The organism is Nocardioides marmorisolisilvae (assembly GCF_003725775.1).
Classification (GTDB): domain Bacteria; phylum Actinomycetota; class Actinomycetes; order Propionibacteriales; family Nocardioidaceae; genus Marmoricola; species Marmoricola marmorisolisilvae.
The window spans coordinates 1,655,664-1,680,123 of sequence record NZ_RJSG01000002.1; the positions used below are offsets into that span (position 1 = coordinate 1,655,664).

Annotated in this window: 23 protein-coding genes; 8 read left to right on the top strand and 15 right to left on the bottom strand. The window is 70.2% G+C overall.

Annotated features, from left to right (window positions below):
- Positions 1 to 3: 3 nt before the first annotated feature.
- The 3 genes from EFL95_RS12095 to EFL95_RS12105 are packed head-to-tail and all read left to right on the top strand — an operon-like array spanning position 4 to position 2,132.
- Positions 4 to 513 carry a flavodoxin family protein gene (locus EFL95_RS12095; protein ID WP_123234200.1) on the top strand — a complete coding sequence of 170 codons (510 nt, stop codon included), beginning with the start codon at positions 4 to 6 and terminating at the stop codon, positions 511 to 513.
- A 9-nt stretch (positions 514 to 522) separates the two neighbouring features.
- Positions 523 to 1,305 (top strand): septum formation family protein, encoded by a 783-nt coding sequence (locus EFL95_RS12100; protein WP_123234201.1) that lies wholly within the window; start codon positions 523 to 525, stop codon positions 1,303 to 1,305.
- Positions 1,305 to 2,132 carry a septum formation family protein gene (locus EFL95_RS12105; protein ID WP_148045038.1) on the top strand — a complete coding sequence of 276 codons (828 nt, stop codon included), beginning with the start codon at positions 1,305 to 1,307 and terminating at the stop codon, positions 2,130 to 2,132. Before EFL95_RS12100 ends, EFL95_RS12105 begins: the two co-directional genes overlap by 1 nt.
- Here the strand turns inward: EFL95_RS12105 and hisF are convergent.
- From hisF to hisD, 7 genes are read right to left on the bottom strand one after another with little or no spacing between them, the layout of a single operon-like run.
- Positions 2,129 to 2,890 carry an imidazole glycerol phosphate synthase subunit HisF gene (hisF, locus tag EFL95_RS12110; protein ID WP_123234203.1) on the bottom strand — a complete coding sequence of 254 codons (762 nt, stop codon included), beginning with the start codon at positions 2,888 to 2,890 and terminating at the stop codon, positions 2,129 to 2,131. The two genes, EFL95_RS12105 and hisF, sit on opposite strands and share 4 nt — an antisense overlap.
- Positions 2,887 to 3,627, bottom strand: coding sequence for a bifunctional 1-(5-phosphoribosyl)-5-((5-phosphoribosylamino)methylideneamino)imidazole-4-carboxamide isomerase/phosphoribosylanthranilate isomerase PriA (gene priA, locus EFL95_RS12115; protein WP_123234204.1), 741 nt, complete (start codon positions 3,625 to 3,627; stop codon positions 2,887 to 2,889). Before priA ends, hisF begins: the two co-directional genes overlap by 4 nt.
- Positions 3,628 to 3,635: 8 nt before the next feature.
- Positions 3,636 to 3,968, bottom strand: coding sequence for a hypothetical protein (locus EFL95_RS12120; RefSeq protein WP_123234205.1), 333 nt, complete (start codon positions 3,966 to 3,968; stop codon positions 3,636 to 3,638).
- A gap of 24 nt (positions 3,969 to 3,992) precedes the next feature.
- Positions 3,993 to 4,640, bottom strand: a complete 648-nt coding sequence (gene hisH / locus EFL95_RS12125) for an imidazole glycerol phosphate synthase subunit HisH (protein ID WP_123234206.1) — start codon at positions 4,638 to 4,640, stop codon at positions 3,993 to 3,995.
- Complete coding sequence (hisB, locus tag EFL95_RS12130) at positions 4,637 to 5,239, bottom strand: imidazoleglycerol-phosphate dehydratase HisB (RefSeq protein ID WP_123234207.1); 603 nt, start codon at positions 5,237 to 5,239, stop codon at positions 4,637 to 4,639. The genes hisH and hisB overlap by 4 nt, the downstream gene beginning before the upstream one ends.
- Positions 5,236 to 6,366 carry a histidinol-phosphate transaminase gene (locus EFL95_RS12135; RefSeq protein ID WP_123234208.1) on the bottom strand — a complete coding sequence of 377 codons (1,131 nt, stop codon included), beginning with the start codon at positions 6,364 to 6,366 and terminating at the stop codon, positions 5,236 to 5,238. The genes hisB and EFL95_RS12135 overlap by 4 nt, the downstream gene beginning before the upstream one ends.
- Positions 6,363 to 7,700 carry a histidinol dehydrogenase gene (gene hisD / locus EFL95_RS12140; protein ID WP_123234209.1) on the bottom strand — a complete coding sequence of 446 codons (1,338 nt, stop codon included), beginning with the start codon at positions 7,698 to 7,700 and terminating at the stop codon, positions 6,363 to 6,365. Before hisD ends, EFL95_RS12135 begins: the two co-directional genes overlap by 4 nt.
- 82 nt (positions 7,701 to 7,782) lie before the next feature.
- Between hisD and EFL95_RS12145 the strand changes: the two genes are divergently transcribed.
- Complete coding sequence (locus EFL95_RS12145) at positions 7,783 to 8,457, top strand: LON peptidase substrate-binding domain-containing protein (protein WP_123234210.1); 675 nt, start codon at positions 7,783 to 7,785, stop codon at positions 8,455 to 8,457.
- On the top strand, positions 8,457 to 8,957 hold the full coding sequence (gene ybaK / locus EFL95_RS12150) for a Cys-tRNA(Pro) deacylase (RefSeq protein ID WP_123234211.1): 501 nt from the start codon (positions 8,457 to 8,459) through the stop codon (positions 8,955 to 8,957). Before EFL95_RS12145 ends, ybaK begins: the two co-directional genes overlap by 1 nt.
- Here the strand turns inward: ybaK and EFL95_RS12155 are convergent.
- The 3 genes from EFL95_RS12155 to dnaE form a co-directional block, all read right to left on the bottom strand.
- On the bottom strand, positions 8,938 to 10,614 hold the full coding sequence (locus EFL95_RS12155; protein ID WP_123234212.1) for a DUF3352 domain-containing protein: 1,677 nt from the start codon (positions 10,612 to 10,614) through the stop codon (positions 8,938 to 8,940). The genes ybaK and EFL95_RS12155 overlap by 20 nt on opposite strands.
- A gap of 62 nt (positions 10,615 to 10,676) precedes the next feature.
- Complete coding sequence (locus tag EFL95_RS12160; protein ID WP_148045039.1) at positions 10,677 to 11,390, bottom strand: hypothetical protein; 714 nt, start codon at positions 11,388 to 11,390, stop codon at positions 10,677 to 10,679.
- A complete protein-coding gene (gene dnaE / locus EFL95_RS12165; RefSeq protein WP_123234214.1) occupies positions 11,378 to 14,935 on the bottom strand; it encodes a DNA polymerase III subunit alpha in 3,558 nt (1,185 codons plus the stop codon). Before dnaE ends, EFL95_RS12160 begins: the two co-directional genes overlap by 13 nt.
- A 233-nt stretch (positions 14,936 to 15,168) precedes the next feature.
- Between dnaE and EFL95_RS12170 the strand changes: the two genes are divergently transcribed.
- Together EFL95_RS12170 and EFL95_RS12175 are read left to right on the top strand one after the other, a co-directional pair.
- Complete coding sequence (locus tag EFL95_RS12170) at positions 15,169 to 15,993, top strand: DnaB-like helicase C-terminal domain-containing protein (RefSeq protein ID WP_123234215.1); 825 nt, start codon at positions 15,169 to 15,171, stop codon at positions 15,991 to 15,993.
- Positions 15,990 to 16,649, top strand: coding sequence for a DUF6308 family protein (locus EFL95_RS12175; protein ID WP_123234216.1), 660 nt, complete (start codon positions 15,990 to 15,992; stop codon positions 16,647 to 16,649). The genes EFL95_RS12170 and EFL95_RS12175 overlap by 4 nt, the downstream gene beginning before the upstream one ends.
- 1 nt (position 16,650) lies before the next feature.
- Here EFL95_RS12175 and htpX read toward each other — a convergent pair whose 3' ends face one another.
- The 5 genes from htpX to EFL95_RS20115 form a co-directional block, all read right to left on the bottom strand.
- Entirely contained in the window at positions 16,651 to 17,532 is an 882-nt protein-coding gene (gene htpX / locus EFL95_RS12180; protein WP_123234217.1) for a zinc metalloprotease HtpX, read from the bottom strand.
- Between the two features lie 73 nt (positions 17,533 to 17,605).
- Complete coding sequence (locus EFL95_RS12185) at positions 17,606 to 18,328, bottom strand: GNAT family N-acetyltransferase (protein ID WP_123234218.1); 723 nt, start codon at positions 18,326 to 18,328, stop codon at positions 17,606 to 17,608.
- Positions 18,318 to 19,355: an RluA family pseudouridine synthase gene (locus tag EFL95_RS12190; protein WP_123234219.1), complete on the bottom strand. Its 1,038-nt coding sequence runs from the start codon at positions 19,353 to 19,355 to the stop codon at positions 18,318 to 18,320. The genes EFL95_RS12185 and EFL95_RS12190 overlap by 11 nt, the downstream gene beginning before the upstream one ends.
- The gene (locus EFL95_RS12195) at positions 19,352 to 19,912 is read right to left on the bottom strand and encodes a signal peptidase II (RefSeq protein WP_123234220.1); all 561 of its coding nucleotides are present in this window, start codon (positions 19,910 to 19,912) and stop codon (positions 19,352 to 19,354) included. Before EFL95_RS12195 ends, EFL95_RS12190 begins: the two co-directional genes overlap by 4 nt.
- The gene (locus EFL95_RS20115; RefSeq protein WP_183407140.1) at positions 19,885 to 20,823 is read right to left on the bottom strand and encodes a TraR/DksA C4-type zinc finger protein; all 939 of its coding nucleotides are present in this window, start codon (positions 20,821 to 20,823) and stop codon (positions 19,885 to 19,887) included. Before EFL95_RS20115 ends, EFL95_RS12195 begins: the two co-directional genes overlap by 28 nt.
- Positions 20,824 to 21,174: 351 nt before the next feature.
- Between EFL95_RS20115 and ileS the strand changes: the two genes are divergently transcribed.
- Complete coding sequence (ileS, locus tag EFL95_RS12205) at positions 21,175 to 24,366, top strand: isoleucine--tRNA ligase (protein WP_425463969.1); 3,192 nt, start codon at positions 21,175 to 21,177, stop codon at positions 24,364 to 24,366.
- Positions 24,367 to 24,460 lie beyond the last annotated feature (94 nt).

The following is a 24,460-nucleotide window of genomic DNA, read 5'->3' on the forward strand; positions in this document are numbered from 1 at the left end:
CCGGTGCCCCGGCTGCTGGTGATCCATCACTCCCCGACCGCCTCGCTGCAGGCGTTGACCGACCAGGTCGTCGCCGGGGCGAACGACGACGCGATCGAGGGCGTCGAGGTCGTCGTGCTCGAGGCGCTGGCGTTCGCGCGTGGCGAGGCCGACCACACCGCGATCCTGGAGGCGGACGGCTACCTGCTCGGCACCAGCGCGAACTTCGGCTCCATGTCCGGAGCGCTCAAGCACGTCTTCGACGCGACCTTCCTGCAGATCGGCGGCGCCCTGGACGCCAGCGGTGCGGGCGACCCCGCAGCCGGCGGGACGACCCAGGGCCGACCGTTCGGGCTCTACGTCCACGGGCGCTACGACACGACCGGTGCGGTGCGCTCGGTGCTGTCGGTGACCGGAGCGCTCGGCTGGCGCCAGGGGTACGACGTGCTCGAGGCTCTCGGCGACGTCAGCGAGACGCACCTCGGCTCGGCCTACGAGCTCGGCGGTACGATCGCGGCGTTGCTGATCGGCTGAGGAGGGACCGTGCTCCGACGTGCCCACCTCGCGCTGGTGGTCGTCTGCCTGGCGCTGGCTGCCTGCGCCAACCCGCTGCAGTCCGAGAACGACTCCGACCGCAAGGCGACCCCGAAGGTCGGTGCGTGCCGCAACCTGACCGCCAGCGACCTGAACACCCAGACCAACGCGACCCGTGTCGTGGCGTGCACCCAGCCGCACACCGCGGTCACCTTCGCCAGCGGGACGCTTCCGTTCGGGACCGGCCAGTCCTACGCCGATGCCCGTCACAACCGTTTCGTCTTCACCACCTGCCAGAAGGCGTTCGCCGACTTCATCGGCGCCGACGAGTCCCTGGCCCTGCGGGTCCGGCTGAGCTGGGCCTGGTTCCGCCCCTCGCAGCGCGGCTGGTCGAACGGGGCGCGCTGGTACCGCTGCGACCTGGTCGGTGGTCCGGCCGGCGCGAGCCGCCTGGTCGACCTTCCGGCCGATGCCCGCGACCTGCTCGGCAAGGGCGACCCGGACACCTGGCTGGCCTGCGCGAACGGCGCGACCGTCGCGCACGGCAAGAAGGTCCCGTGCACCGCGAAGCACACCTGGCGCGCGGTGACCACGATCAAGCTCGGTGCACCGGACGACCCCTATCCCGGGGACGACGTGATCGAGGCTCGGACCCGGAGCTACTGCCAGGAGTCGGTGCGCAGCTGGCTGCACTACCCCTCGGACTACGAGTACGGGTTCACCTGGTTCAAGCAGGACCGCTGGGCCGAGGGCAACCGGCGCTCGATCTGCTGGGCGAGGACGGGCAAGTGATGCGTCCGGGACGCCTGGGCGGTCTCCTGGTGGCCGTGCTCCTCAGCGCGACCGGGTGCAGCGGCGGCGACGGGGGCGACGGGACGTCCGCGGCACCGAACGGCGCGACCGGGGCCACGACCGCTGCAGCGGCACCGAAGGCACCCCGGGTCGGCTCGTGCTACCAGCTCGATGTGCGTTCGGCGCTCAAGGCGACCAGCAGCCGGCCGGCTGTCTCCTGCAGCCACCGGCACACCGCAGTCACGGTCGCGGTCGGGACCGTGCAGCCCGTCGTCGACGGTCACCTGCTCGCCCTGGACTCGACGCTGGTGCAGCGCCAGATCGCCGACCGCTGCCGCCGTGCGGTGGACGCGCACGTCGGCGGGTCGCTGCGGGACCAGCGGTTGAGCCGGATCCAGGCGGTCTGGTTCAACCCGACCACGGCCCAGGCCGACCGCGGTGCGCTCTGGTACCGGTGCGACCTGGTGATCTCCTCGGGTCCTCGCACCTTCGCGGCGCTGCCGCGCAAGACCCACGGGATGCTGCGCGCCCAGGGCGCGATGTCCCGGTGGGGCACCTGCGGCACCGCCTCCCCCGCCGCGAAGCACTTCCAGCGGGTGCTCTGCTCGGCCCGGCACACCTGGCGCGCCCGGGCGGCGACCACCCTGCCGGCCGGCACGGCGTACCTGTCCACGAAGGCCGGCCGGACGGCCGACGCGCGCTGCCGCGCCGTGGCCGCGAAGCTCTCGCCGAAGAGCTCGAAGCTGCGCTGGGCCTTCGAGTGGCCGACCCGCGACCAGTGGCAGTCCGGTCAGCGGTACGGGCTCTGCTGGACCCCCGACGCCTAGCGGACCGGGTGGCCCGAGGTGGCCAGCGTCTGCTTGACCTCGCCGATCCGCAGCGTGCCGAAGTGGAACACGGTGGCGGCGAGGACGGCATCCGCGCCGGCGTCGACCGCGGGCGGGAAGTGCTCCAGCGCTCCTGCTCCGCCGCTGGCGATCACCGGGATGGTGACCGCGGCCCGCACCAGCCGGATGAGCTCGAGGTCGAAGCCGTCCTGGGTGCCGTCGGCGTCCATCGCGTTGAGCAGGATCTCCCCTGCTCCCAGCTCGGCAGCCTTGACGGCCCAGGCGACCGCGTCCACCCCGGCCGACTGCCGCCCGCCGTGGGTGGTCACCTCGAAGCCGGAGTCGGTGCCGGGGGCACGGCGGGCGTCCACCGAGAGCACCAGCACCTGGTTGCCGAACCGGTCGGCGATGTCGGCCACGAGCTCGGGACGACGGAGCGCCGCGGTGTTCACCGCGACCTTGTCGGCACCCGCGCGCAGCAGCCGGTCGACGTCCTCGACGCTGCCGACGCCGCCGCCCACGGTGAGCGGGATGAACACCTGCTCGGCGGTGCGCGAGACGATCTCCATCGTGGTGGCCCGGCCCTCGTGCGAGGCCGAGATGTCGAGGAAGGTGAGCTCGTCAGCGCCCTCCGCGTCGTAGACCTTGGCCAGCTCGACCGGGTCGCCGGCGTCGCGCAGCTCCTGGAAGTTGATGCCCTTCACCACCCGGCCGCCGTCGACGTCCAGGCACGGGATCACCCGGACCGCGAGGGTCATGAGGTGAACCTCTCGGGCCAGGTCAGGTGCAGCGCGTCCTCCAGGCTGAACCGGCCCTCGTAGAGGGCCGTGCCGATGATGGCGCCCTCGACGCCGACGTCGACGAGGTCCATCAGTGCCTCGAGGTCGTGCAGCTCGGTGATGCCGCCCGAGGCCACCACCGGTCGGTCGGTGACCGCGCAGACGTCCTTGAGCAGCTGCAGGTTCGGGCCCTGGAGCATGCCGTCCTTGTTCACGTCGGTGACGACGTAGCGGGCGCAGCCCTCGGAGTCGAGCCGGGCCAGCACCTCGTACAGGTCGCCGCCCTCGCGGGTCCACCCGCGCGCCGCCAGGGTCGTGCCACGCACGTCGAGGCCGATGGCGACCCGGTCCCCGTACGTCGCGATCGCCTGCGCGCACCACTCGGGCTGCTCCAGAGCTGCAGTGCCGATGTTGACCCGGCGGCAGCCGGTGGCCATCGCGGCGGCGAGCGACTCGTCGTCGCGAATCCCCCCGCTCATCTCGACCTTGATGTCGAGGCGGTCGACGATCTGGGCCTGTAGCTCGCGGTTGTTGCCCCGGCCGAAGGCAGCGTCGAGGTCGACGAGGTGCAGCCACTCGGCTCCGGCGTCCTGCCAGCGCAGCGCGGCCTCGATCGGGTCACCGAACCGCTTCTCCGAGCCGGCGACGCCCTGGACGAGCTGCACCGCCTGGCCGTCGGCGATGTCGACGGCGGGCAGAAGTTCGAGGTGGGGCACGGGTACTCCTAGAGGGCGAAGACGGAAGCGACGAGGAAGACGAAGGCCGAGATGACCAGGGCGCCGAACCTGGCCTGCCAGTCCGGGCGGACCAGCCAGACCACGATCTGGGCGAAGAGCAGCAGGCCGACGATCGCCCGGACGCGGGACCGGCGACGCTCGGCGATGATGCCGGTAGGACGGCCGGCGGACTTCAGTCCGAGCCGACGCAGCCGGGCGTCCCGGGCGGCCTTGCGGGCGCGCTGGTCCGCGGCCCTGGCGTCAGCCTCGGCCCGGGCCTGGGCCTTGACGGCGGCCTCGGCCTCGCGGACCTCGCGTCGGCGGGCGCGTTCCTTGCTCATGACGCGTGCCTCACAGAGCCGCCCTCACAGGGACCCGACCCAGTTGCGCAGCAGGCGGGCGCCGGCGTCCCCGGACTTCTCCGGGTGGAACTGGGTCGCGCTCAGCGGTCCGTTCTCGACGGCAGCCACGAAACGGTCGCCTGCCCCGGGAACGGATCCAGTCTCGGCCCAGACGACCGTGGGGGCCTCGGTGCGGTCGTTGGTGACCAGGGTCCAGTCGCGAACGCCGTAGGAGTGCACGAAGTAGAACCGCTCGGACTCGACGCCATCGAACAGCACGGTGCCCGGCGGCACCTCCACGGTGTTCCAGCCCATGTGCGGGACCACCGGCGCCTGGAGGCGCTCGACCACCCCGGGCCACTCGTCGCAGCCCTCGGTGGTCACGCCGTGCTCGACCCCGGTCGCGAAGAGCACCTGCATGCCCACGCAGATGCCCAGCACCGGACGGCCTCCGGCGAGGCGTCGCCCGATGATCTCCGGACCCTTGACCCCCAGCAGGCCGGCCATGCAGGCGGCGTACGCGCCGACCCCGGGTACGACGAGACCGTCGGCCTCGAGGGCTGCGGTCTTGTCACCGGTCAGGGTGACCTCCGCGCCGGCCCGTTCGAGGGCGCGGACGGCGGACCGCAGGTTCCCCGAGCCGTAGTCGAGGACAGTGACCTTGGGGTTCAGAGCGTGCCCTTCGTCGACGGCACGCCGCTCTCCCGCGGGTCCAGAGCCACGGCGTCGCGCAGGGCGCGGGCCACGGCCTTGAACTGCGACTCCACGATGTGGTGCGGGTCCCGTCCGGACAGCACCCGCACGTGCAGCGCGATCTGGGCGTGGTGGGCGAGCGTCTCGAAGACGTGCCGCGTCAGCGAACCCAGGTAGGCGTCACCGATGGACACGAACTGCTGCCCCTCGGGCTCACCGACGTGGACGCAGTAGGGCCGGCCGGAGACGTCCACGGCGCACTGCACCAGGGCCTCGTCCAGCGGGACCAGCGAGTCGCCGAAGCGACGGATCCCGGACTTGTCGCCGAGCGCCTGGAGCAGCGCGTCACCGAGCACGATCGCGGTGTCCTCCACCGTGTGGTGGGCGTCGATGTGGGTGTCGCCCTCGGTGATCACCCGGAGGTCGAACAGGGCGTGCCGACCGAACGCGGTGAGCATGTGGTCGTAGAAGCCGACGCCGGTCGAGACCTCGGTCCGGCCGCTGCCGTCCAGGTCGAGCTCGACGGTGACCTTGGACTCCTTGGTCACGCGCTCCAGCCGCGCAGTACGGGTGCTCATGCTCGCTCCTCGTTCGCCATTGTCTCGGTGGGGGGTGCTGCCTCAAGTGTGGCGGTCAGCGCGCCGCGGAACGCACTCATTTCTTCCGGCGTACCGATCGAGACGCGCAACCAGCCCTCGGGTCCAGTCTCCCGGATCAGCACTCCGCGATCGAGCAGGCCCTGCCAGACCGCGTGCCGGTCGGCGAAGGTGCCGAACAGGGCGAAGTTCGCATCGGAGTCAGCCACCTGGTGGCCCTGCTCGCGCAGCCACGCCACGGTGCGGTCGCGCTCCTCGCGCAGCAGCGCGACGTTCCCGAGCAGCTCCGGTGCGTGGCGCAGCGCCGCGGACGCGGTCGCCTGCGTGACCGCGGAGAGGTGGTACGGCAGCCGGACCACCCGGAGCGCGTCGCACAGCTCGGTGGAGGCAGCGAGGTACCCCAACCGCGCCCCGGCCAGGGCGAACGCCTTGCTCATCGTGCGGGTGACGACCAGATTGCGGTGCTCGCCGAGGAGCTCCAGGGCCGAGGGGGTGCCGCTGCGCCGAAACTCGGCGTAGGCCTCGTCGATCACGAGGACGCCGTCGTGCTCGGCGCACAGGGTCGCCAGCGTGCCGATCACGTCGTGCGGCAGCGCCGTTCCGGTCGGGTTGTTCGGGGAGGGCAGCAGCACGACCGACGGACGGTGCTCGGCCAGGAGGTCGCGGGCGTGGTCGAGGTCGAAGCTGAAGTCCTCGCGCCGGCGGCCGGCGATCCAGCCGGTCATCGAGTCGCGGGCGTACTCCGGGTACATCGAGTACGTCGGGGCGAACGAGACCGCCACCCGGCCCGGTCCTCCGAACGCCTGGAGCAGCTGGAGCATGACCTCGTTGGACCCGTTGGCCGCCCACACCTGGTCGGCCGTGAGGTCGTTCCCGCCGTCGGTGTTCAGGTAGGCCGCCAGCCCGGTCCGGAGCTCGGTGAACTCACGGTCCGGATAGCGGTTCAGCGACGCCGAGGCCTCCGCCACCGCGGTCGCGATGTCGGCGATGCACGCGGCGGAGGGCCCGTAGGGGTTCTCGTTGACGTTGAGCTGGACGGGCACGTCGAGCTGGGGAGCTCCGTACGGCTCGACGCCCCGCAGCTCGTCACGCAGGGGCGGCCAGGTCACGACGGTTCCTGAGGAGGTTGCGCAGCAACCGTCTCGAAGAGCTCGATCCGCACGCGGACGGCGGCCCCGTGGCCCGGCAGGTCCTCGGCGTCGGCGAGCGTCATCACGTGGTCCGCGACCTCGGCGAGCGCCTCGGCGGAGTACTCGATCACGTGCACCGCCTTGAGGAAGGCACGCACCGAGAGCCCCGAGGAGTGGCAGGCGCACCCGGCCGTCGGCAGCACGTGGTTGGAGCCGGCGCAGTAGTCGCCCAGCGAGACCGGGGCGAACGCGCCGACGAAGACCGCTCCCGCGTTGCGGACCCGGCCGGCGACTCCGGCGGCGTCCGCCGTGTGGATCTCCAGGTGCTCGGCGGCGTAGGCGTTGACCACGTCCAGGCCCTGCTCCACGTCGTCGACGAGCACGATCCCGGACTGCTCGCCGGCCAGCGCCGTGCGGATCCGCTCGACGTGCCGGGTGACGGCGACCTGCTTGTCGAGCTCGGCGTCGACCTCGTCGGCCAGGCGAAGCGAGTCGGTGACCAGCACCGAGGCGGCCATCGGGTCGTGCTCGGCCTGGCTGATCAGGTCGGCGGCCACGTAGGCCGCATCGGCGGTGTCGTCGGCGAGGATCGCGATCTCGGTGGGCCCGGCCTCGGAGTCGATGCCGACGACGCCCTTGAGCAGGCGCTTGGCCGAGACGGTGTAGATGTTGCCCGGGCCGGTGACCAGGTCGACCTTGCGGCACGGTCCGGCACCGTAGGCGAGCATGGCGATCGCCTGGGCTCCCCCGACGGCGTAGACCTCCTCGATGCCGAGCAGCTCGCAGGCCGCCAGGACCGTCGGGTGCGGCAGACCGCCGAAGTCCTTCTGCGGAGAGCTGGTCAGGGCGATCGAGCCGACGCCGGCGACCTGGGCCGGGACCACGTTCATCACCACGGAGGACACCAGCGGCGCGACGCCGCCGGGCACGTAGAGCCCGACCCGGTCCACCGGGACCATCCGCTGGGTGACCCGGGCGCCCGGTCCGAGGTCGGTGACCACGTCGTTCTCCAGCTCGGCCTCGCAGGTGGCCCGCAGCCGGCGGATCGACTCCTCCAGGCCGGCGCGGACCGCCGGGTCGAGCTCGGCCAGGGCCGTGCGCAGCTTCTCGCGCGGGACCGCGATCTCGGTGTTCTGGACCCCGTCGAACTTCGCGGAGTACTCCAGGATCGCCTCGACCCCGCGGTCGCGGACGTCGTCGCAGATCGGCCGCACCACGTGCAGCGCGGACTCGACGTCGAAGTCGGCGCGCGGCACCAGGGTGCGGTAGTCGGGAGAGGACGCGAGCCCTCTCAGATCGATCCTGCGCAGCATGGGGGCAAGTCTAGGGAAGGCGGTGGCGCGACTCGGACCCGATTTCACCGCTCGGTCACCCGCCCGGGCATAGATTCAGAGCGTGACGAGCATTCCGGTCTTCCCGCTCAACGCGGTGCTCTTCCCCGGGGTCGTCACGCCCCTGCACATCTTCGAGGACCGCTACCGGGCGCTGATGCGGGATCTGCTGGCGATCTCGGACCCCTCGGACCGGGTCTTCGCCGTGGTCGCCATCCGCGAGGGCTACGAGGTCGGCGAGCACGGGATGCAGTCGATGCACCGCACCGGGACCCTGGTCCAGCTCACCGAGTCCGAGCGGTACGACGACGGTCGGTTCGACATCGAGGTCACCGGCCGCCAGCGGGTCATCCTCAACACCGTCGACGGCAGCGGGGAGTACCTGCGCGCCGACTGCGACCTGGTTGCCGACGACGCCGGACCCGTCGACGTCGAGGCGGCCGAGGAGGCCGAGCGCGCGCTCGCCGCCTTCGAGGAGTACCGCGACCAGCTCTCGGACCTGCGCGGCGGCCCGGTCCTCGCCGGCCCGATGCCCCACGACCCGACGTACCTCTCCTACTCGCTCGCCGCGACGTGCCTGCTCAGCCAGAGCGAGCGCCAGGAGCTGCTCGAGGCCCCGGACGCCGCCTCCCGGCTGCGGATGCTGCGGTTCTCGTTGCGCGAGGAGATGCGCGCGATGCGGGCCCTGCCCAGCCTGCCGGCGACCGAGGTCGCGCGGACCCGCTGGTCCCCCAACTGATGGCGAAGAAGACCCGAGCCGGCGCCGGCACCCCGGCCACGGTGACCCTGGAGGCGGCCGGGATCACCTTCAGCGTGCACACCTACGAGCACGATCCGGCGGCTGCCTCCTACGGGCTGGAGGCCGCCGAGGCGCTCGGGCTCGAGCCTGAGCTGGTGTTCAAGACCCTGCTGGCCGAGGCCGACGGCGAGCTCGTGGTGGGCATCGTCCCGGTCGGCGGCCACCTGGACCTCAAGGCCCTCGCCGCGACCGTGGGCGCGAAGAAGGCGGCGATGGCCGACCCGGCCGTCGCCGCACGGGTCACCGGGTACGTCGTCGGGGGCATCTCGCCGGTCGGGCAGAAGAAGCGGCTGCGCACGGTGCTCGACGAGACCGCCCTGCGGCACGCCCAGGTCTACGTCAGCGGCGGACGCCGCGGCCTCGACATCGGTCTGCGCCCCGAGGACCTGGTCACGATCACCGGGGCGCTGACCGCGTCGATCAGTCGGTCGAGATCTTGACCAGGACGTGGCTGACGTTGCCGTCGAGCCACGAGCTGATCCCGAGCGACTGCAACGGCTTGGTGTTGTCGTCCGCCGTCTGCACGTCGGCCGCGCTCGAGCCGTCGTCACCGGCGAAGCGCAGCAGCGTCTCGCGCCAGGACGAGTCGAAGTCCAGGTAGGCGACGACGGTGGACCGCTCGGCGTCGGGGACCGCCTCGACGAAGGCCTCCTTGCTGCCCAGCGACCCCTTCTTCGAGAGCTGGTCGGCGTAGTCCTTCGACGGGCTGAGCACGACGCGGCTGTCGTCCCCCGCCACCACGATCGGGATGTCGGAGAGCCGCACCCCGGTATGGTCCTCGATCTTCGTGATCACGCTGCGGATCTTGGCGGCGTCACCGTGGATCACCAGGCCCACGGGGATGTCCTCAAAGCCCTGGATGTCGGAGAGATCCGCGGGAGCGTCACCGCCGAGGGACAGCGTGAGGGAGTCCCCGAGCACCGTCTGGAGGTCCTCGGGCAGCCTGAGCCCGATCTGGTCCTCCACGAACCCGAGCGCACCGCCGGACGGATCTCCGGACTTGAAGCCCTCGGTGAAGTTCTCGGCCGCGTTCTTCGGCACCCCGAACGCCAGGGCGAAGACGGTGTCGGCCGGCAGCGCGGCGACCTGCTTGCCCACCGGGGTGGTCGGCGCGACCTTGCCCAGGCCGCCCGCCGCGAACGAGAGCTCCATGCCCCCACCGGCGAACCGGACCGTTCCTGCCAGACCCTGGAACTTGTCCAGCTGGTCCTTCACCCCGGCCAGCGGGTCGGGGTCGTCGGCGGGTCGCACCCGCGGGGCCGAGAGACCGGACCCCTCACCGAGGGAGGAACTTCCGTCGAACGCCGAGGAGGAGTCGGCGCTGCCGCCGAAGACGTCGCTCCCGAGCTGGTCGAGCACGTCGGAGAGGTACTTGGTGGCGCGCTTGGCGACGTAGAAGTTGATCACCCCGGCGTCGCCGGCCTCGCCGTGCCAGCGCTTGTACGCCGGGTCGTCGGCCAGCGACTTCTTCTGGCCCTCGCTCAGGATCGTGTCCGCGTGCGCCTGGCTGTCACTGGCGATCAGGTAGTCGTCGCCGATCGCCCACTTGAAGTCGTCCCCGGCACCGGCGCAGTCCGCGATCCGGCTGAACCCGGTCCGGGCCTTGTCCCGGTCGGAGATCTGGAGCGCGATCACCGGAGCGGGTGAATCGCCACCGAGGTCGACGGCGCCGAACGCGGCGCGCTTGCCGATCCACGGCTTCACGTTCTTGTCGAAGTCGATGCCCTTGCAGTCACCCGACTCGGTTGCCTTGTCGAAGATGAACTTGCGCAGGTCGTCGTCGGTGTTCAGGCCGAGCGACTTCTTCAGGCCGGGGAACTTGCGGATCGTCTTGATCGCGTTGATCTTCTGACCCGCCGACGGGTTCAGGTCGACGCTGACCACGGCGACGGTCGTCGACGGCAGCGCCTCCTCCGGCTGCGGGCCGCCGCCGAACAGGAACGAGTAGGCCGCCCAGGCGCCACTGCCGAGGACGGCGACCACGAGCGCGGCCACGAGACCGATGACGAGCACGCGGCGACCACCGCTCGGGGCGGTGCCGAGCACCTCGGACTGGCTGTCGGCAGGCAGGTAGGACGGCGGCTGGGCGTCAGTCATCGGATCCTCGAGAATTCTTGTGAGCTGGCTGTGGGCGGCACCCTACCGGTCGGGCGCGGGCCTCAGCGCTGGTTCTGCACAGCGTGGGCCGGGCCCGGGTACCCGTACGCCGCGGCGTGCTGCAGCCGGCTCGTCTCGCGGGCCTCGGTGATCCACAGCGCGATGATCCCGCCGACCAGCGCGGTGATCGGCCAGAGGAACCAGATGCCGTGCGCGTCGACCTTCAGCTGGAGCGGCACCTTCCCGCCCACCGGGGTCGAGGCGAACATCGTGCTCGGGTCGTTCGGCCCGAGCATGAGGCCGAACTGGACCATCAGGAAGGTGGCGAGCGCGCCGCCCGCGCCGAGCAGCAGCACGAGCAGGATCGGATTGCGGCGTCGCAGCAGGCCGAGCACCAGGCCGCTGACCAGGCCGCCGACCGCGGCGATGACGAAGAACCAGCCGTCGGCACCGAACTGCTTGGCGAGCTGCTCCTCGTCCATGCTGGCGTTGTCCCGGGTGCGGGTGTACTCCGCCAATGGGGTCACCTGCCACCAGACCAGCGCACCGAGGAACGCGGCGACGGCGAACCAGGCGACCACCACCGACAGCGTGGTCAGCCCGTCGCGGACGGCCGCGTTGCGGTCCTCGTCCCCGGCCTCGCCTCCGGGAAACGCGGGCGGCATCCCGGGCGGAACCGCGGGCGGGGGCGTCCACGACCACTCCGGCGCAGCACCGGGAACGGACTCGGGCACCGGCTCCGGCAGCGGCGGGCCCGGCGGGGTCAGCCCAGACATCCGGGCCCCAGCAGCTGCTTGAGGTCGGCGAACAGCGCCGGGCTCGGCGCCACCCGCAACCGGTCGTCGAGACGCATCACGGTGGTGGACTGGCGGCTCATCAGCTTCAGCCGCACCTCGGACATACCCGGGTGGGTGGCCAGCACCTCCTTGAGCTGCTCCACCACCGGAGGGGTGCATCGGGTCGAAGGCATCGAGATCACCACTGGTCCGCTCGGTCCGTCGTTGATGTCCGGGAGGGTGACCTCCTGGCCGTGCAGCTCGGGCTGGTCCTTCTGGCGCGAGAGGCGACCCTTGACGGTCACGATCGCATCGGGCGTCAGCGAGGTCGCGGCGAGCTGGTAGGCGCTCGGGAACAGCAGCACCTCGATGGCACCCTCGAGGTCCTCCAGCGTGACCATCGCCCAGGTGTCCCCGCGCTTGGTCAGCTTGCGCTGCACCGAGGTGATCAGGCCCGAGACCGTCACCGTCGTACCGTCTGCCCGCTCCTCGTCGAGCAGCAGCTGGCCGATGGTGCAGTCGCTGGTCGCGGCCAGGACGTGCTCGACGCCCAGCAGCGGGTGGTCACTGACGTAGAGGCCGAGCATCTCGCGCTCGTGACCGAGCAGCGTCATCTTGTCCCAGTCCTCGATGTCGGGGACCGAGACCGCGATGCCGAACCCGGCGTCGCCGCCGCCGACGTCGTCCATCCCGGCGAACAACGAGTCCTGCCCGATCGCCTCGTTCTTCTTCAGGTCGGCGTACTGGTCGACCGCGACCTCGTGGATCGCCACCAGCGCGCGCCGCTTGTGCTTCATGTCGTCGAACGCACCGGCCTTGGCCAGCGACTCGATGACCCGCTTGTTGCAGACCACCGCCGGGACCTTGTCCATGAAGTCGTTGAAATCGACGTAGCGGCCCTTCTCGCCGCGCGCCGCCACGATCCCGTCGACCACGTTGTGACCGACGTTGCGGATCGCGGTCAGGCCGAAACGGATGTCGTTGCCGACCGGCGTGAAGTCGTGCGCGGACTCGTTGACGTCCGGCGGGAGCACCTGGATCTTCATCCGGCGGCACTCGTTGAGGTAGATCGCCATCTTGTCCTTGCTGTCCTTCACCGAGGTCAGCAGGGCGGCCATGTACTCCGTCGGGTAGTTCGCCTTGAGGTAGGAGGTCCAGTACGTGATGACGCCGTACGCGGCGGAGTGCGACTTGTTGAACGCGTAGTCGGCGAACGGGACGAGGATCTCCCAGAGCTTCTTGATCGCGTCGCGCGGGTAGCCGCGCTCGAGCATGCCGGCCTCGAAGCCGTCGTACTCCTTGGCGAGCTTCTCGGCGTCCTTCTTGCCCATCGCTCGCCGCATGTTGTCAGCGGCACCCAGGGAGAAGCCGGCGAGCACCTGCGCGATCGCCATCACCTGCTCCTGGTAGACGATCAGGCCGTAGGTCTCCCCCAGCACCGGCTCGAGCGCGTCGGCCAGGGCGGGGTGGATCGGCTCGATCGGCTGACGCCCGTTCTTGCGGTGGGCGTACTTGTTGTGCGAGTCCGCGCCCATCGGCCCGGGACGGTAGAGCGCCGAGACAGCGGTGATGTCGGCGAACTGGTCGGGCTGCATCGAGCGCAGCAGCGCGCGCATACCGCCACCATCGAGCTGGAAGACGCCGAGCGTGTCACCGCGACCCATCAGCTCGTAGGTGGCGCGGTCGTCGAACGGCAGCTCCTCGAGCACGACCTTCTCGCCGCGGTTGGCCTCGATGTTGACCAGCGCGTCCTCGAGGATCCGCAGGTTGGAGAGGCCGAGGAAGTCCATCTTGACCAGCCCGAGCGACTCGCACATCGGGTAGTCGAACTGGGTGATGACGGCGCCGTCCTGCGGTCGCGCCATGATCGGCACGATGTCGATCAGCGGCTCGCTGGACATGATCACGCCGGCGGCGTGCACGCCCCAGTTGCGGATCTGGCCCTCGAGTCCGAGGGCGGTGCCGTAGATCGTCCGCACGTCGGGGTCGTTGTCGTGCAGGGTGCGGAACTCGCCACCCTCGTTGAAGCGCTTGTGCTCGGGATCGAAGATGTCCTTGAGCGGGACGCCCTTGCCCATCACGTCGGGCGGCAGCGCCTTGGTGATCTTGTCGCCGATCGCGAAGCCGTGGTCGAGCACCCGGGCCGCGTCCTTGATCGCGGCCTTCGCCTTGAGCCGGCCGAAGGTGGCGATCTGGGCGACCCGGTCGGCACCGTACTTCTGGGTCACGTACTGGATGACCTCGCCGCGACGGGCGTCGTCGAAGTCGATGTCGAAGTCGGGCATCGAGGGACGCTCGGGGTTCAGGAACCGCTCGAAGAACAGGCCGTGCTCCAGCGGGCACAGGTCGGTGATCCGCAGTGCGTACGCGGCGATGGAGCCGGCACCGGACCCGCGGCCGGGACCGACCCGGATGCCGTTGTCCTTGGCCCAGTTGATGAAGTCGGCGACCACCAGGTAGTAGCCGCAATAGCCCTTCTGCGAGATGACACCGAGCTCCATCTCGACCCGGTCGCGCACGTCCTGGTCGAGTCGCTCACCCGGGTAGCGCGCCTCGATGCCGCGCCACACCTCGGCGCGGAACCAGGACTCCTCGGTCTCCCCCGCCGGCACGTCGGCGCGGGCCATGTAGCCACCGGTGGACTCGGTGAACTCGACGTTGCAGCGCTCGGCGATCGCCAGGGTGTTGTCGCACGCCTCCGGCATCGAGAACTGGTCGGCCCAGAGCTGGCGCATCTCGGCAGCGGACTTGATGTAGTAGCCGCCGCCGTCGAACTTGAGCCGGTTGGTGTCCGAGAGCCGCTTGCCGGAAGCGACGCAGATCAGGGCGTCGTGGGCGTCGGCGTCCTCCGGGTTGTTGTAGTGCGAGTCGTTGGTGGCGATCGGCGGGATGCCGAGCTGCTTGCCGAGCTTGAGGAGGTCCTCGCGCACCCGCTTCTCGATGGAGATGCCGTGGTCCATGAGCTCGAGGAAGACGTTGTCGCGACCGAAGATGTCCTGGAGCTCGCCGGCCTCCTGGACTGCCTCGTCCCACTGGCCCAGCCGCAACCGGGTCTGGATCGCCCCGCTCGGGCAGCCGGTGCTGACGATCAGACCCTTGCTGTGCTCGGCCAGGATCTCCTTGTCCATCCGGGGCTTGTAGAAGTAGCCCTCGAGGCTGGACCGCGAGGAGAGCCGGAAGAGGTTGTGCATCCCCTCGGTGCTCTCCGACCACATCGTCATGTGGGTGTAGGCGCCGCCGCCGGCGACGTCGTCGCCACCCTCCTCGGCCGCGTCGCCCCGCCCCCAGCGGACCCGGCGGCGCTCGGAGCGCAGCGTGCCCGGGGTGATGTAGGCCTCGATGCCGATGATCGGCTTCACGCCGTACCGCTTCGCCTTGGAGTAGAAGTCGTAGGCGCCGTGCAGGTTCCCGTGGTCGGTCATCGCGATCGACGACATCCCCAGCTCGCTCACCCGGGAGAACAGGCCGTCCAGCAGCGAGGCCCCGTCGAGCATCGAGTACTCGGTGTGGACGTGCAGGTGGACGAAGTCGTCGCCAGTGGCCATGGAGCGGGGTACACACCTTCCCGTGGGGTCGTTTAAGCGGTACGCCGGAGCATCGCGAACTGCCTGGGGAAGAGTGTCAGCGTACGACGTCCAGCGCTCTGATTCTGGCAGGTGGCACCGACACGCCAAGGACCGGGACGAGACAGCTCCGTCGGAAGGAAGAGGATTCCGGCGCGTCCCGTCGACACGCCGAGCCAGCAAATCTGTCGGCCCTCCATGCCAGGGTCTGAGACATGGGAACCTCCGCTGTGATCGACCGGCTCAACGCGCTCGTCGAGCCCAGCTTCGCTCCCACCACGACGGTCCCGACCGGACTCGACGCTCTCGACGTCGCGCTTGACGGAGGCCTGCGGCGCGGGCAGGTCGTCGCCGTCACGAGCAGACCGGGCGTCGGCTGCTCGACGTTCGCGACCGGCCTGGCCCGGTACGCGGCCTACCAGGCAGGGCTGAGCAGCGTGATGGTGGCGCCGAGGACCTCAGCCGACGAAATCGCCGCCCGCATCCTGTCCGCCGAAGCTCGAGTTCCGATCACCCAGATCCGTTCGGGAGTGTTGGACGAGAGCAGCCGTCAGAGGCTTCGGGACAGCAAGGCGCGCTTGAAAACCGACCTATTAGCGATCTCTGCAGGGTGGGGGCCTCCATCATCGGCTGCCGACCCGGTCGAGCACGGCCGCTGGAACGACCGCGACCTCATCGTTCTCGACGATATCAACTACTACTTCGACGGTTCGACGTCGATCTTGTTGCCCCGGCTGCGTGACCATGCCCGACGCACAAGCTCCGCCGTCGTGGTCGTCGCCCCGTTGTCGGCGTCCGCGAGTACGGATGCTCCCGACCTGCGGGAGATCGGTGCACTGGGCACGGTCTGGGAGGACGCAGACCTGGTCATCTCGATCCATCGTGACGACGTCTCCTGCCAGGACTCGAGCCGGCCAGGTGAAGCCGAACTGACGATCGCCAAGCATCGCTACGGTGCCCAACGGACCATTAGCGTGCTATTCCAGGGGCACTACGCCCGCTTCGTCCCGTACGCCGCACAGCCGGGAGGCAAACCATGAATGCACTTGCTGATCGGATAAGCCATCAGCTCGCACAGCCGACCGCGGCCGAGCACCTGCGGGCGTATTTCGACGACCGGAGCGACGGGAATCGATTCACCGGGCGACACTTTGAAACACTCGGCGGCGGAGGCGACCGAACTGGAAACGAAAACCAGTTCACGGCGACCGATCTCATCGCGATCGAGGCGTTGAGCGTCAGTGTTCTGATCGAGACGGCTGTCGAGCTCATCGAAGGACCGGGCGGTCGGCTCGCGGCAGACATGCTCAGGCGGATTCCGACCGACGCGGTACTCGGGAGTGCGGACGCCACGCTGCATATCCGCCCGGGCTCGCCCGCCGACGATCTCTGGGGACACCTCACGAAGATGCCTGGAGTCGGCTGGGTCATCGCCGGCAAGCTGATGGCCCGCAAGCGTCCGCATTTGATCCCGGTCTACGACGACGTCGTGCGCTGCGTCCTGGGCCACCCGGACAACTTCTGGCTCGAACTGGACGAAGCACTTCGCTCACACACGGTGCGCAATCAGATCGCGGAACTGAGGACGGCAGGGGCAGTTCCAGCCGTTGTCTCCGACCTCCGGATCATCGACGTGATCCTGTGGATGAGCCATCGGGTCGAGCACCGCGCCGGAGACTGCGGCGCGAACGCTTAGGTCAGACGCCCCCGCGGGCCATCTGCTGGAGCCGGGCGATCCGGTCCGCGGTCGGCGGGTGGGTGGAGAACAGCTTCGACATGTCCGCCGCCCGGAACGGGTTGGCGATCATCAGGTGGCTGGCGTTCTGCAGCTGCGGGGTCGGCTGGAGCGGCCGGGCCGCGATGCCGTTCTCCAGCTTGTTGAGCGCGCTCGCCAGGGCCATCGGGTCGCCAGTCAGCTTGGAGCCGTCCTCGTCGGCGTCGTACTCCCGGGTCCGCGAGATCGCCATCTGGATCACCGAGGCGGCGATCGGGGCGAGCAGTCCCATCAGGAGCAGGACGAACGGGTTCGGCCGGTCCTCGTCGTTGGAACCACCGCCGAACATCGAGGCGAACATCATCATCTGGGCGACCGAGGTGATCACGCCGGCCACGGCCGCGGCGACCGAGCTGGTCAGGATGTCGCGGTTGTAGACGTGCATCAGCTCGTGACCCAGGACGCCGCGCAGCTCGCGCTCGTCGAGGATCCCCAGGATCCCCTCGGTGCAGCAGACGGCGGCGTGCTCGGGGTTGCGGCCGGTCGCGAACGCGTTGGGCGCCTCGGTGGGCGAGACGAACAGCGTCGGCATCGGCTGACCGGCCTTGGCGGACAGTTCGCGGACGATCCGGTACATCGCCGGCTGCTCCTGCTCGGTGACCGGGTAAGCCCGCATCGCCTTGATCGCGATCTTGTCCGAGTTCCAGTACCCGTACGCCGTCATGCCGACGCCGAAGAGGGCGAAGAGGAAGAGGAACGCGGGGCTGCCGGTCGAGGCGCTGACGAGGCCGCCGATGGCCAGGAGCAGGCCGAAGATCCCGCCGAGCAGGAGGGTGGTCTTCAGGCCGTTGAAGTGCTGGTGCATGTCTTGCTCAACGTACCGCGCCGGCGCCTGGTTCCTCACCCGGGCGCCCGCTCACGTGAGCCCGCACACGCTGCTAGCTGTCGCGCTCGTAGGCGTCCAGCGACTCACCGATCACCGTGTGCATGATCCGCGACAGCGCCGCCACCCCGAGGCCGGGTGCGTGGGCGGCCATCCGGGCGACGATCTCGGCCTCGCGCTCGGCGTCCCGACCGGACTGGCCCGGGTTCTCCTTGAAGCCCTGGACCGCGGTGGTGAGCGCGAACCGGCGAGCCAGCAGGAGCGCGAGCTCCCCGTCGACCTCGTCGATCTGGCTGCGCAGGAAGGCCAGCGGCTCCTGGCCGGGCCACACCATCCGGATGTCCGGGGACCGCTCGGAGTTGCCGGACCCGTCGGTGTGCTCGAGCTCGATCAGCCCGTTGCGGTGGTAGAAGCTGCGTGCCCGGTCGTTGCTGGCGAACACCCAGAGCCCGAACCCGTCGGGACGCTGGGCCTTGACCAGGTCCAGCAGTGCCGCGCCGATCCCGCTGCCCTGACGGTGCGGGCCGACGTACAGGGCGTTCAGCCAGGGGCCGTCGAGCATCGCGTAGCCGAGGATGTCGCCGTCCTCGGCGAGCCAGTACTCCTGGCTCTCGACGTTCTCGCGGAACCAGGTCCGGATCTTCTCGTCGTCGCTGACCACCGGCGGCATCTGCGGCACCGCATCGCGCCGGGTGGCCAGGAAGAGCTCGGCGATCTCCTCGATGTCCTCGGCGGTACCGGGGCGCAGGACCAGGTCGGCGACGTCGTCAGTGGGCATCACGGATCGTCTCCAGGGCGTCGGCGAGGTCGGAAGGGTAGGGCGAGGTGTACTCGACGTACTCCCCCGAGGCCGGGTGGGTGAACCCGAGCCGGACCGCGTGCAGCCACTGCCGCTCGAGCTTCAGCCGGCGGGCCAGGGTCGGGTCGGCGCCGTAGGTGAGGTCACCCACGCAGGGGTGCTTGAGGGCCGCCATGTGCACCCGGATCTGGTGGGTGCGCCCGGTCTCGAGCCTGATCTCCAGGAGGCTCGCAAACCGGTGTGCCTCCAGCGTCTCGTAGTGGGTCACCGAGTGCTTGCCGTCCTCGCGCACCGCGAACTTCCAGTCCGACTTCGGCGCCCGCCCGATCGGGGCGTCGACCGTGCCCTCCAGCGGGTCCGGGTGACCTTGGACCAGGGCGTGGTAGATCTTGTCGATCTCGCGGTGGCGGAAGGCGTTCTTGAGCACCGAGTAGGCGCGCTCGCCCTTGCAGATCACCATCACGCCCGAGGTGCCGACGTCCAGGCGCTGCACGATGCCCTGGCGCTCCGCGGCCCCGCTGGTCGCGATCTGCACGCCGGCGGCGCGCAGGTGACCGACCACGGTCGGCCCGGTCCACCCCATCGACGGGTGCACCGCGACCCCGACCGGCTTGTCGATCACGACGATGGACTCGTCCTCGTGCAGGATCGTGATGCCGTCGACGAGCTCGGCGGTGATCGCGAGCGGGTCGGTCACCGGCGGCAGGACGACCTCGAGCAGGGTGCCCGGCAGCAGCCGGTCGGACTTCGCGGCGCCGGTGCCGTCGAGCTGGACGTGGCCGGCCCGGAGCAGCTCGGCCGCCTTCGAGCGCGAGATGCCGAACATCTGGGCCATCCCGACGTCGACCCGTTCCCCGGCGAGGCCCTCCGGCACCCGGAGTGCCCGGTGCTCACTTCCGGCTTCGATTCCGGGCTCGATTCCGGGCTCGCTCCCGGGCTCGCTCCCGGGCTCGCTCCCGGGCTCGTTCCCGGGCTCGCTCCCGGGCTCGCTCGCGAGCTCGCTCATCGAGCGGCCTCCGCCGGGTCCTGGTCGGTCGCGTCCCTCCGCCCGGAGAGCGGCACGCCGCGCACCGACTGGATCACGATGAGCGCCGCGGCCACGTTGATGCAGACGTCGGCGACGTTGAAGATCGGCCAGTGCGGCAGCTCGAGGAAATCGATGACGTGCCCGCGCAGCGGCGCGGGGTCCCGGAAGAACCGGTCGGTCAGGTTGCCGGCGATGCCGGCCAGGAGCAGCCCGAGCGCCCAGGCCCACACCGTGCTGCCCACCTTGCGGGTCAGCCAGCAGACCCCGACGAACGCGACGCACCCGAAGAGCGCGATCGCCGCCGTCATCGAGGTCCCGGTGCTGAAGGCCGCCCCGGCGTTGCGGGTCAGGTGGAGCTGCAGCAGCGAACCGACGAGCTTGACCGGCTCGTTCCCGAGCTGGTGGACGGCGACGACCTTGGTGACCAGGTCGACGGCCCAGGCGCAGACAGCGACGCCGACGATGAGCCCGAGTCGGGACCTGTTGCCTCCTGACCGCTCCGTGTCGGTCAGCGACGCTCCTCGCGCTGCTTGCATGTCATGCACATTGTGGCACGCGGGAACGCCATCAAACGATTCTTGCCGATGGGGTTGCCGCACACCTCGCAGATGCCGTACGTGCGGTCGGCGATCCGGTTCAACGCGTGCTCGGACTGCTCGAGCATGTCCCGCGCGTTGTTGACGATCGTCATCTCCTGGTCACGCTCGAAGGTCGCCGAGCCCACGTCCGCGGTGTCGTTGCCCGCGCCCTCGCCGGCGTCGCGCATCAGGTTCTGCAGGTCTCCCTCGACCTGGTCGAGCTCGACCCGGAGCCGCTTCACGTCGGCCTTGAGCTGGTTGCGGACCTCGTTGAGCTCTTCCTTGGTCCACGGGTCCTCGGCCTCGAGGACGACCAGGGCGGACTTGGCTGCGGCCTTGGTGGCGGCGGGGGCGGCTTTCACGGGCGCTACCTTCGCAGGTGCTGCCAAAGGGGCCGCCTTGGTGGTCGGAGCAACCTTCTTCGCGGGCGCCTTCACGGCCGGGGCGGCCTTCTTCGCCGGAGCCTTTGCCGCCGGCGCCGCCTTCTTCGTCGGGGCTGCCTTCTTGACCGGGGCGGCCTTCTTCGTCGGGGCTGCCTTCTTGGCAGGAGCCTTCTTGGCCGGGGCCGCCTTCTTGGCCGGAGCCTTCTTGGCGGGAGCCGCCTTCTTGACCGGGGCCGCCTTCTTCGCGGGAGCCTTCTTGGCGGGAGTCACCTTCTTCGCGGGAGCCTTCTTGGCGGGAGCCGCCTTCTTGGCCGGGGCCGCCTTCTTGGCAGGAGCCTTCTTGGCGGGAGCCTTCTTCGCCGGGGCCGCCTTCTTGGCCGGAGCCGCCTTCTTCGCGGGCGCAGCCTTCTTCGTCGCCGAGCCGACCACCTTGCGCGCGGCAGCGCCTGCGCGGCTGACCAGCGATTTCTTAGCGGTTGCTGCCATGGTCTGCGCCCCCATCGGGCTTGAGAAATATGACGTACGTCATAACCAGTGGGCGCGAGGATATGTGCAAGCGCCTGCCCCTTCAACTCGCCGGACCGGGAAACCGGGGTGAATCCGCATCAGGACGTCTGGCAGACTTGGACCCGCTGTACAGGCAGTGATGGGGCAATCACCCCGGAGTCGCCGGAAGAAACGCGTCGCCCTCGGGCGAAACGGACTAGACCCGGCAGCAGCGCACCAGAGCGGGTCGGGCAGTGCGCCCGGCCAAGGAGGGTGGTACCGCGGGAGCCGGAAACGGTCCTCGTCCCTTCGGGTTTCGACGAGCTCAACCACCGCACGCGGCTGACCGCGATCGGTGACCCGAAGGATCAAAGGACAGACGTGAGCCAGTACCGCCCCGTTCCGCCCCAGGTCGACCTGCCCGCGCTCGAGCGCGACGTGCTGGCGCTGTGGGCCGCGCAGCAGACCTTCGAGAAGTCCGTCGAGCTCACCCGCGACGGCGAGCCGTGGACCTTCTACGAGGGGCCGCCGACCGCGAACGGCATGCCCGGCACCCACCACGTCGAGGCCCGGGTATTCAAGGACCTGTTCCCGCGCTTCCAGACCATGCGCGGCCGGTACGTCGTCCGCAAGGGCGGCTGGGACTGCCACGGCCTCCCGGTGGAGCTCGCCGTCGAGAAGGAACTCGGCTTCTCCGGCAAGGGCGACATCGAGGCGTTCGGCATCGCCGAGTTCAACGAGCGCTGCCGCACCTCGGTGCTGCGCCACGTCGACGCCTTCGAGGCGATGACCGAGCGCATGGGGTACTGGGTCGACACCGAGAACCCCTACCGCACGATGGACACCCCGTACGTCGAGTCGGTGTGGTGGGCGCTCCAGCAGATCCACGCCAAGGGCCTGCTGGTCGAGGACTACCGCGTCGCGCCGTACTGCCCGCGCTGCGGCACCGGGCTCTCCGACCACGAGCTGGCCCAGGGCTACGAGACCGTCACCGATCCGGCGGTCTACGTCCGATTCCCGCTGACCTCCGGCCCGTACGCCGGTCAGGCCGCGCTGCTGATCTGGACGACGACCCCGTGGACGCTGGTCTCCAACGCGCTGGTCGCGGCGAACCCGGACCTGGACTACGTCGCGGTCACCGACGGCACCGAGACGGTCGTGATGGCCGAGGTCCTGGTCGAGAAGGTCCTCGGCGAGGGCTGGACGATCACCGGGGAGCCGGTCAAGGGCAGCGACCTCGTCGGCTGGACCTACCAGCGGCCCTTCGAGCTGGTCGAGTGGCCGGGCGGCGTCGATGCACGGGCGCACTTCGTCGTGACCGAGGACTACGTGACGGCCGAGGACGGCACCGGCCTGGTGCACCAGTCCCCCGCCTTCGGCGAGGACGACTTCGCCTCGTGCCGGCGCAACGGCGTCGAGATGGTCAACCCGATCGACACCAGCGGCCACTTCTTCGGCGACATCCCGCTGGTCGGCGGCCAGTTCTTCCGGCACGCCAACGCCGACCTCACCGCGAACCTGGAGTCGCGCGGCCTGCTGTTCCGGCACGTCCCGTACGAGCACAGCTACCCGCACTGCTGGCGCTGCCACACCGCGCTGCTCTACTACGCCCAGCCGTCCTGGTACATCCGGACCACCGCGGCCAAGGACGCGCTGCTCGCCGAGAACGAGAAGACGAACTGGTACCCCGACACCATCAAGTGGGGCCGGTACGGCGACTGGCTGAACAACAACATCGACTGGGCACTCTCCCGCAGCCGCTACTGGGGCACCCCGCTGCCGATCTGGCGGTGCGCCGAGGGCCACCAGACGTGCGTCGGCTCGCTGGCCGAGCTCTCCGCCCTCACCGGGACCGACCAGTCCGAGCTGGACCCGCACCGGCCGTTCGTCGACGCGGTCACGTTCGCGTGCCCTACTGAGGGCTGCGGCGCGACGTCGACGCGTGTCCCGGAGGTCATCGACGCCTGGTTCGACTCCGGCTCGATGCCGTTCGCGCAGTGGGGCTACCCGCACGCGGAGGGCTCGAAGGAGAAGTTCGAGGCCGCCTACCCGGCCGACTTCATCTGCGAGGCGATCGACCAGACCCGCGGCTGGTTCTACACGCTGATGGCCGTCGGCACCCTGGTCTTCGACGAGTCGTCGTACAAGAACGTGCTGTGCCTGGGCCACATCCTGGCCGAGGACGGCCGCAAGATGAGCAAGCACCTCGGCAACATCCTGGAGCCGATCCCGCTGATGGACGAGCACGGCGCGGACGCGGTGCGCTGGTTCATGGCTTGCGGCGGTTCCCCGTGGTCGGCGCGACGCGTCGGGCACAACACCATCCAGGAGACCGTCCGGAAGGTGCTGCTGACCTACTGGAACACCGTCGCCTTCCAGGTGCTCTACGCCGGCACGTCGGACTGGACGCCCGGCGACCCGGCCCCGGCCGTGGCCGAACGGTCGGCCCTGGACCGCTGGGCGCTCTCGGAGGCCCACCGCCTGACCGCCGGGGTGACCGAGGCGCTCGAGCGGTTCGACACCCAGCGCGTCGGCACGCTGATCGCGGCGTACGTCGACGACCTGTCCAACTGGTACGTGCGCCGTTCGCGCCGACGGTTCTGGCAGGGCGACGCGGCCGCGCTGGCCACCCTGCACGAGTGCCTCCACGTCGTCACGCTGCTGATGGCGCCGATCGCGCCGTTCATCACCGAACGCGTCTGGCAGGACATGGTGGTGGCTCCCGCTGCTGGTGGTCCGGAAGGGACACCGGACTCCGTTCACCTCGCCTCCTGGCCGGTGCCCGACCTGAACCTCGTCGACGACGACCTGGCCGAGCAGATGACCACCGCCCGCCGCCTGGTCGAGCTCGGCCGGGCCGCCCGCGCGGACGCGAAGGTGAAGATCCGGCAGCCGCTGCGGCGCGCGCTGGTCGGCACCGCCGCGCACGAGCGGCTCACCGAGGAGTTGCGGGCCGAGGTCGCCGACGAGCTGAACCTGGGCGGCCTGGAGCCGTTGAGCGCCGCCGGTGCGGATCTCGTCGACCACTCCGCCAAGGGCAACTTCCGGGCCCTGGGCAAGCGGTTCGCGAAGGAGACCCCGCAGGTCGCCGCCGCGATCGCCGAGGCCGACGCGGCGACGCTGGCCGCCTCGCTGGCCGCCACCGGGAAGGCCACCGTGCTGCTCGCCGGCACGGAGGTCGAGGTGCTCGCCGACGAGGTGATCATCTCCGAGCGCCCCCGCGAGGGCTGGTCGGTGGTGAACGAGCAGGGCGAGACCGTCGCTCTGGATCTCGAGCTGACCGACGAGCTGCGCCGGGCCGGCGTCGCCCGCGAGATCATCCGGATGATCCAGGAGGCCCGCAAGAACAGCGGGTTCGAGGTCTCCGACCGGATCGCGCTGACCTGGTCCGCCGCCGACGCCACCGCCGCGGCGTTCACCGAGCACGCTTCGATGATCGCCGACGAGGTGCTCGCCGCCTCGATGGCCGAGTCCGACGACCCGGGATCACTTCAGTTCGGCGACGAGGAGCTCGGCTTCCGCTTCAACGTCTTCCGGGTCTGAAAGCCAGCACCACGCCTGAGGTGTCAGGCGTGGTGCATGGCAAGGCGGAGGAGCGCTGGCGGCCCACCGCTACGCGGTGCCGTCGAGCTCCCGA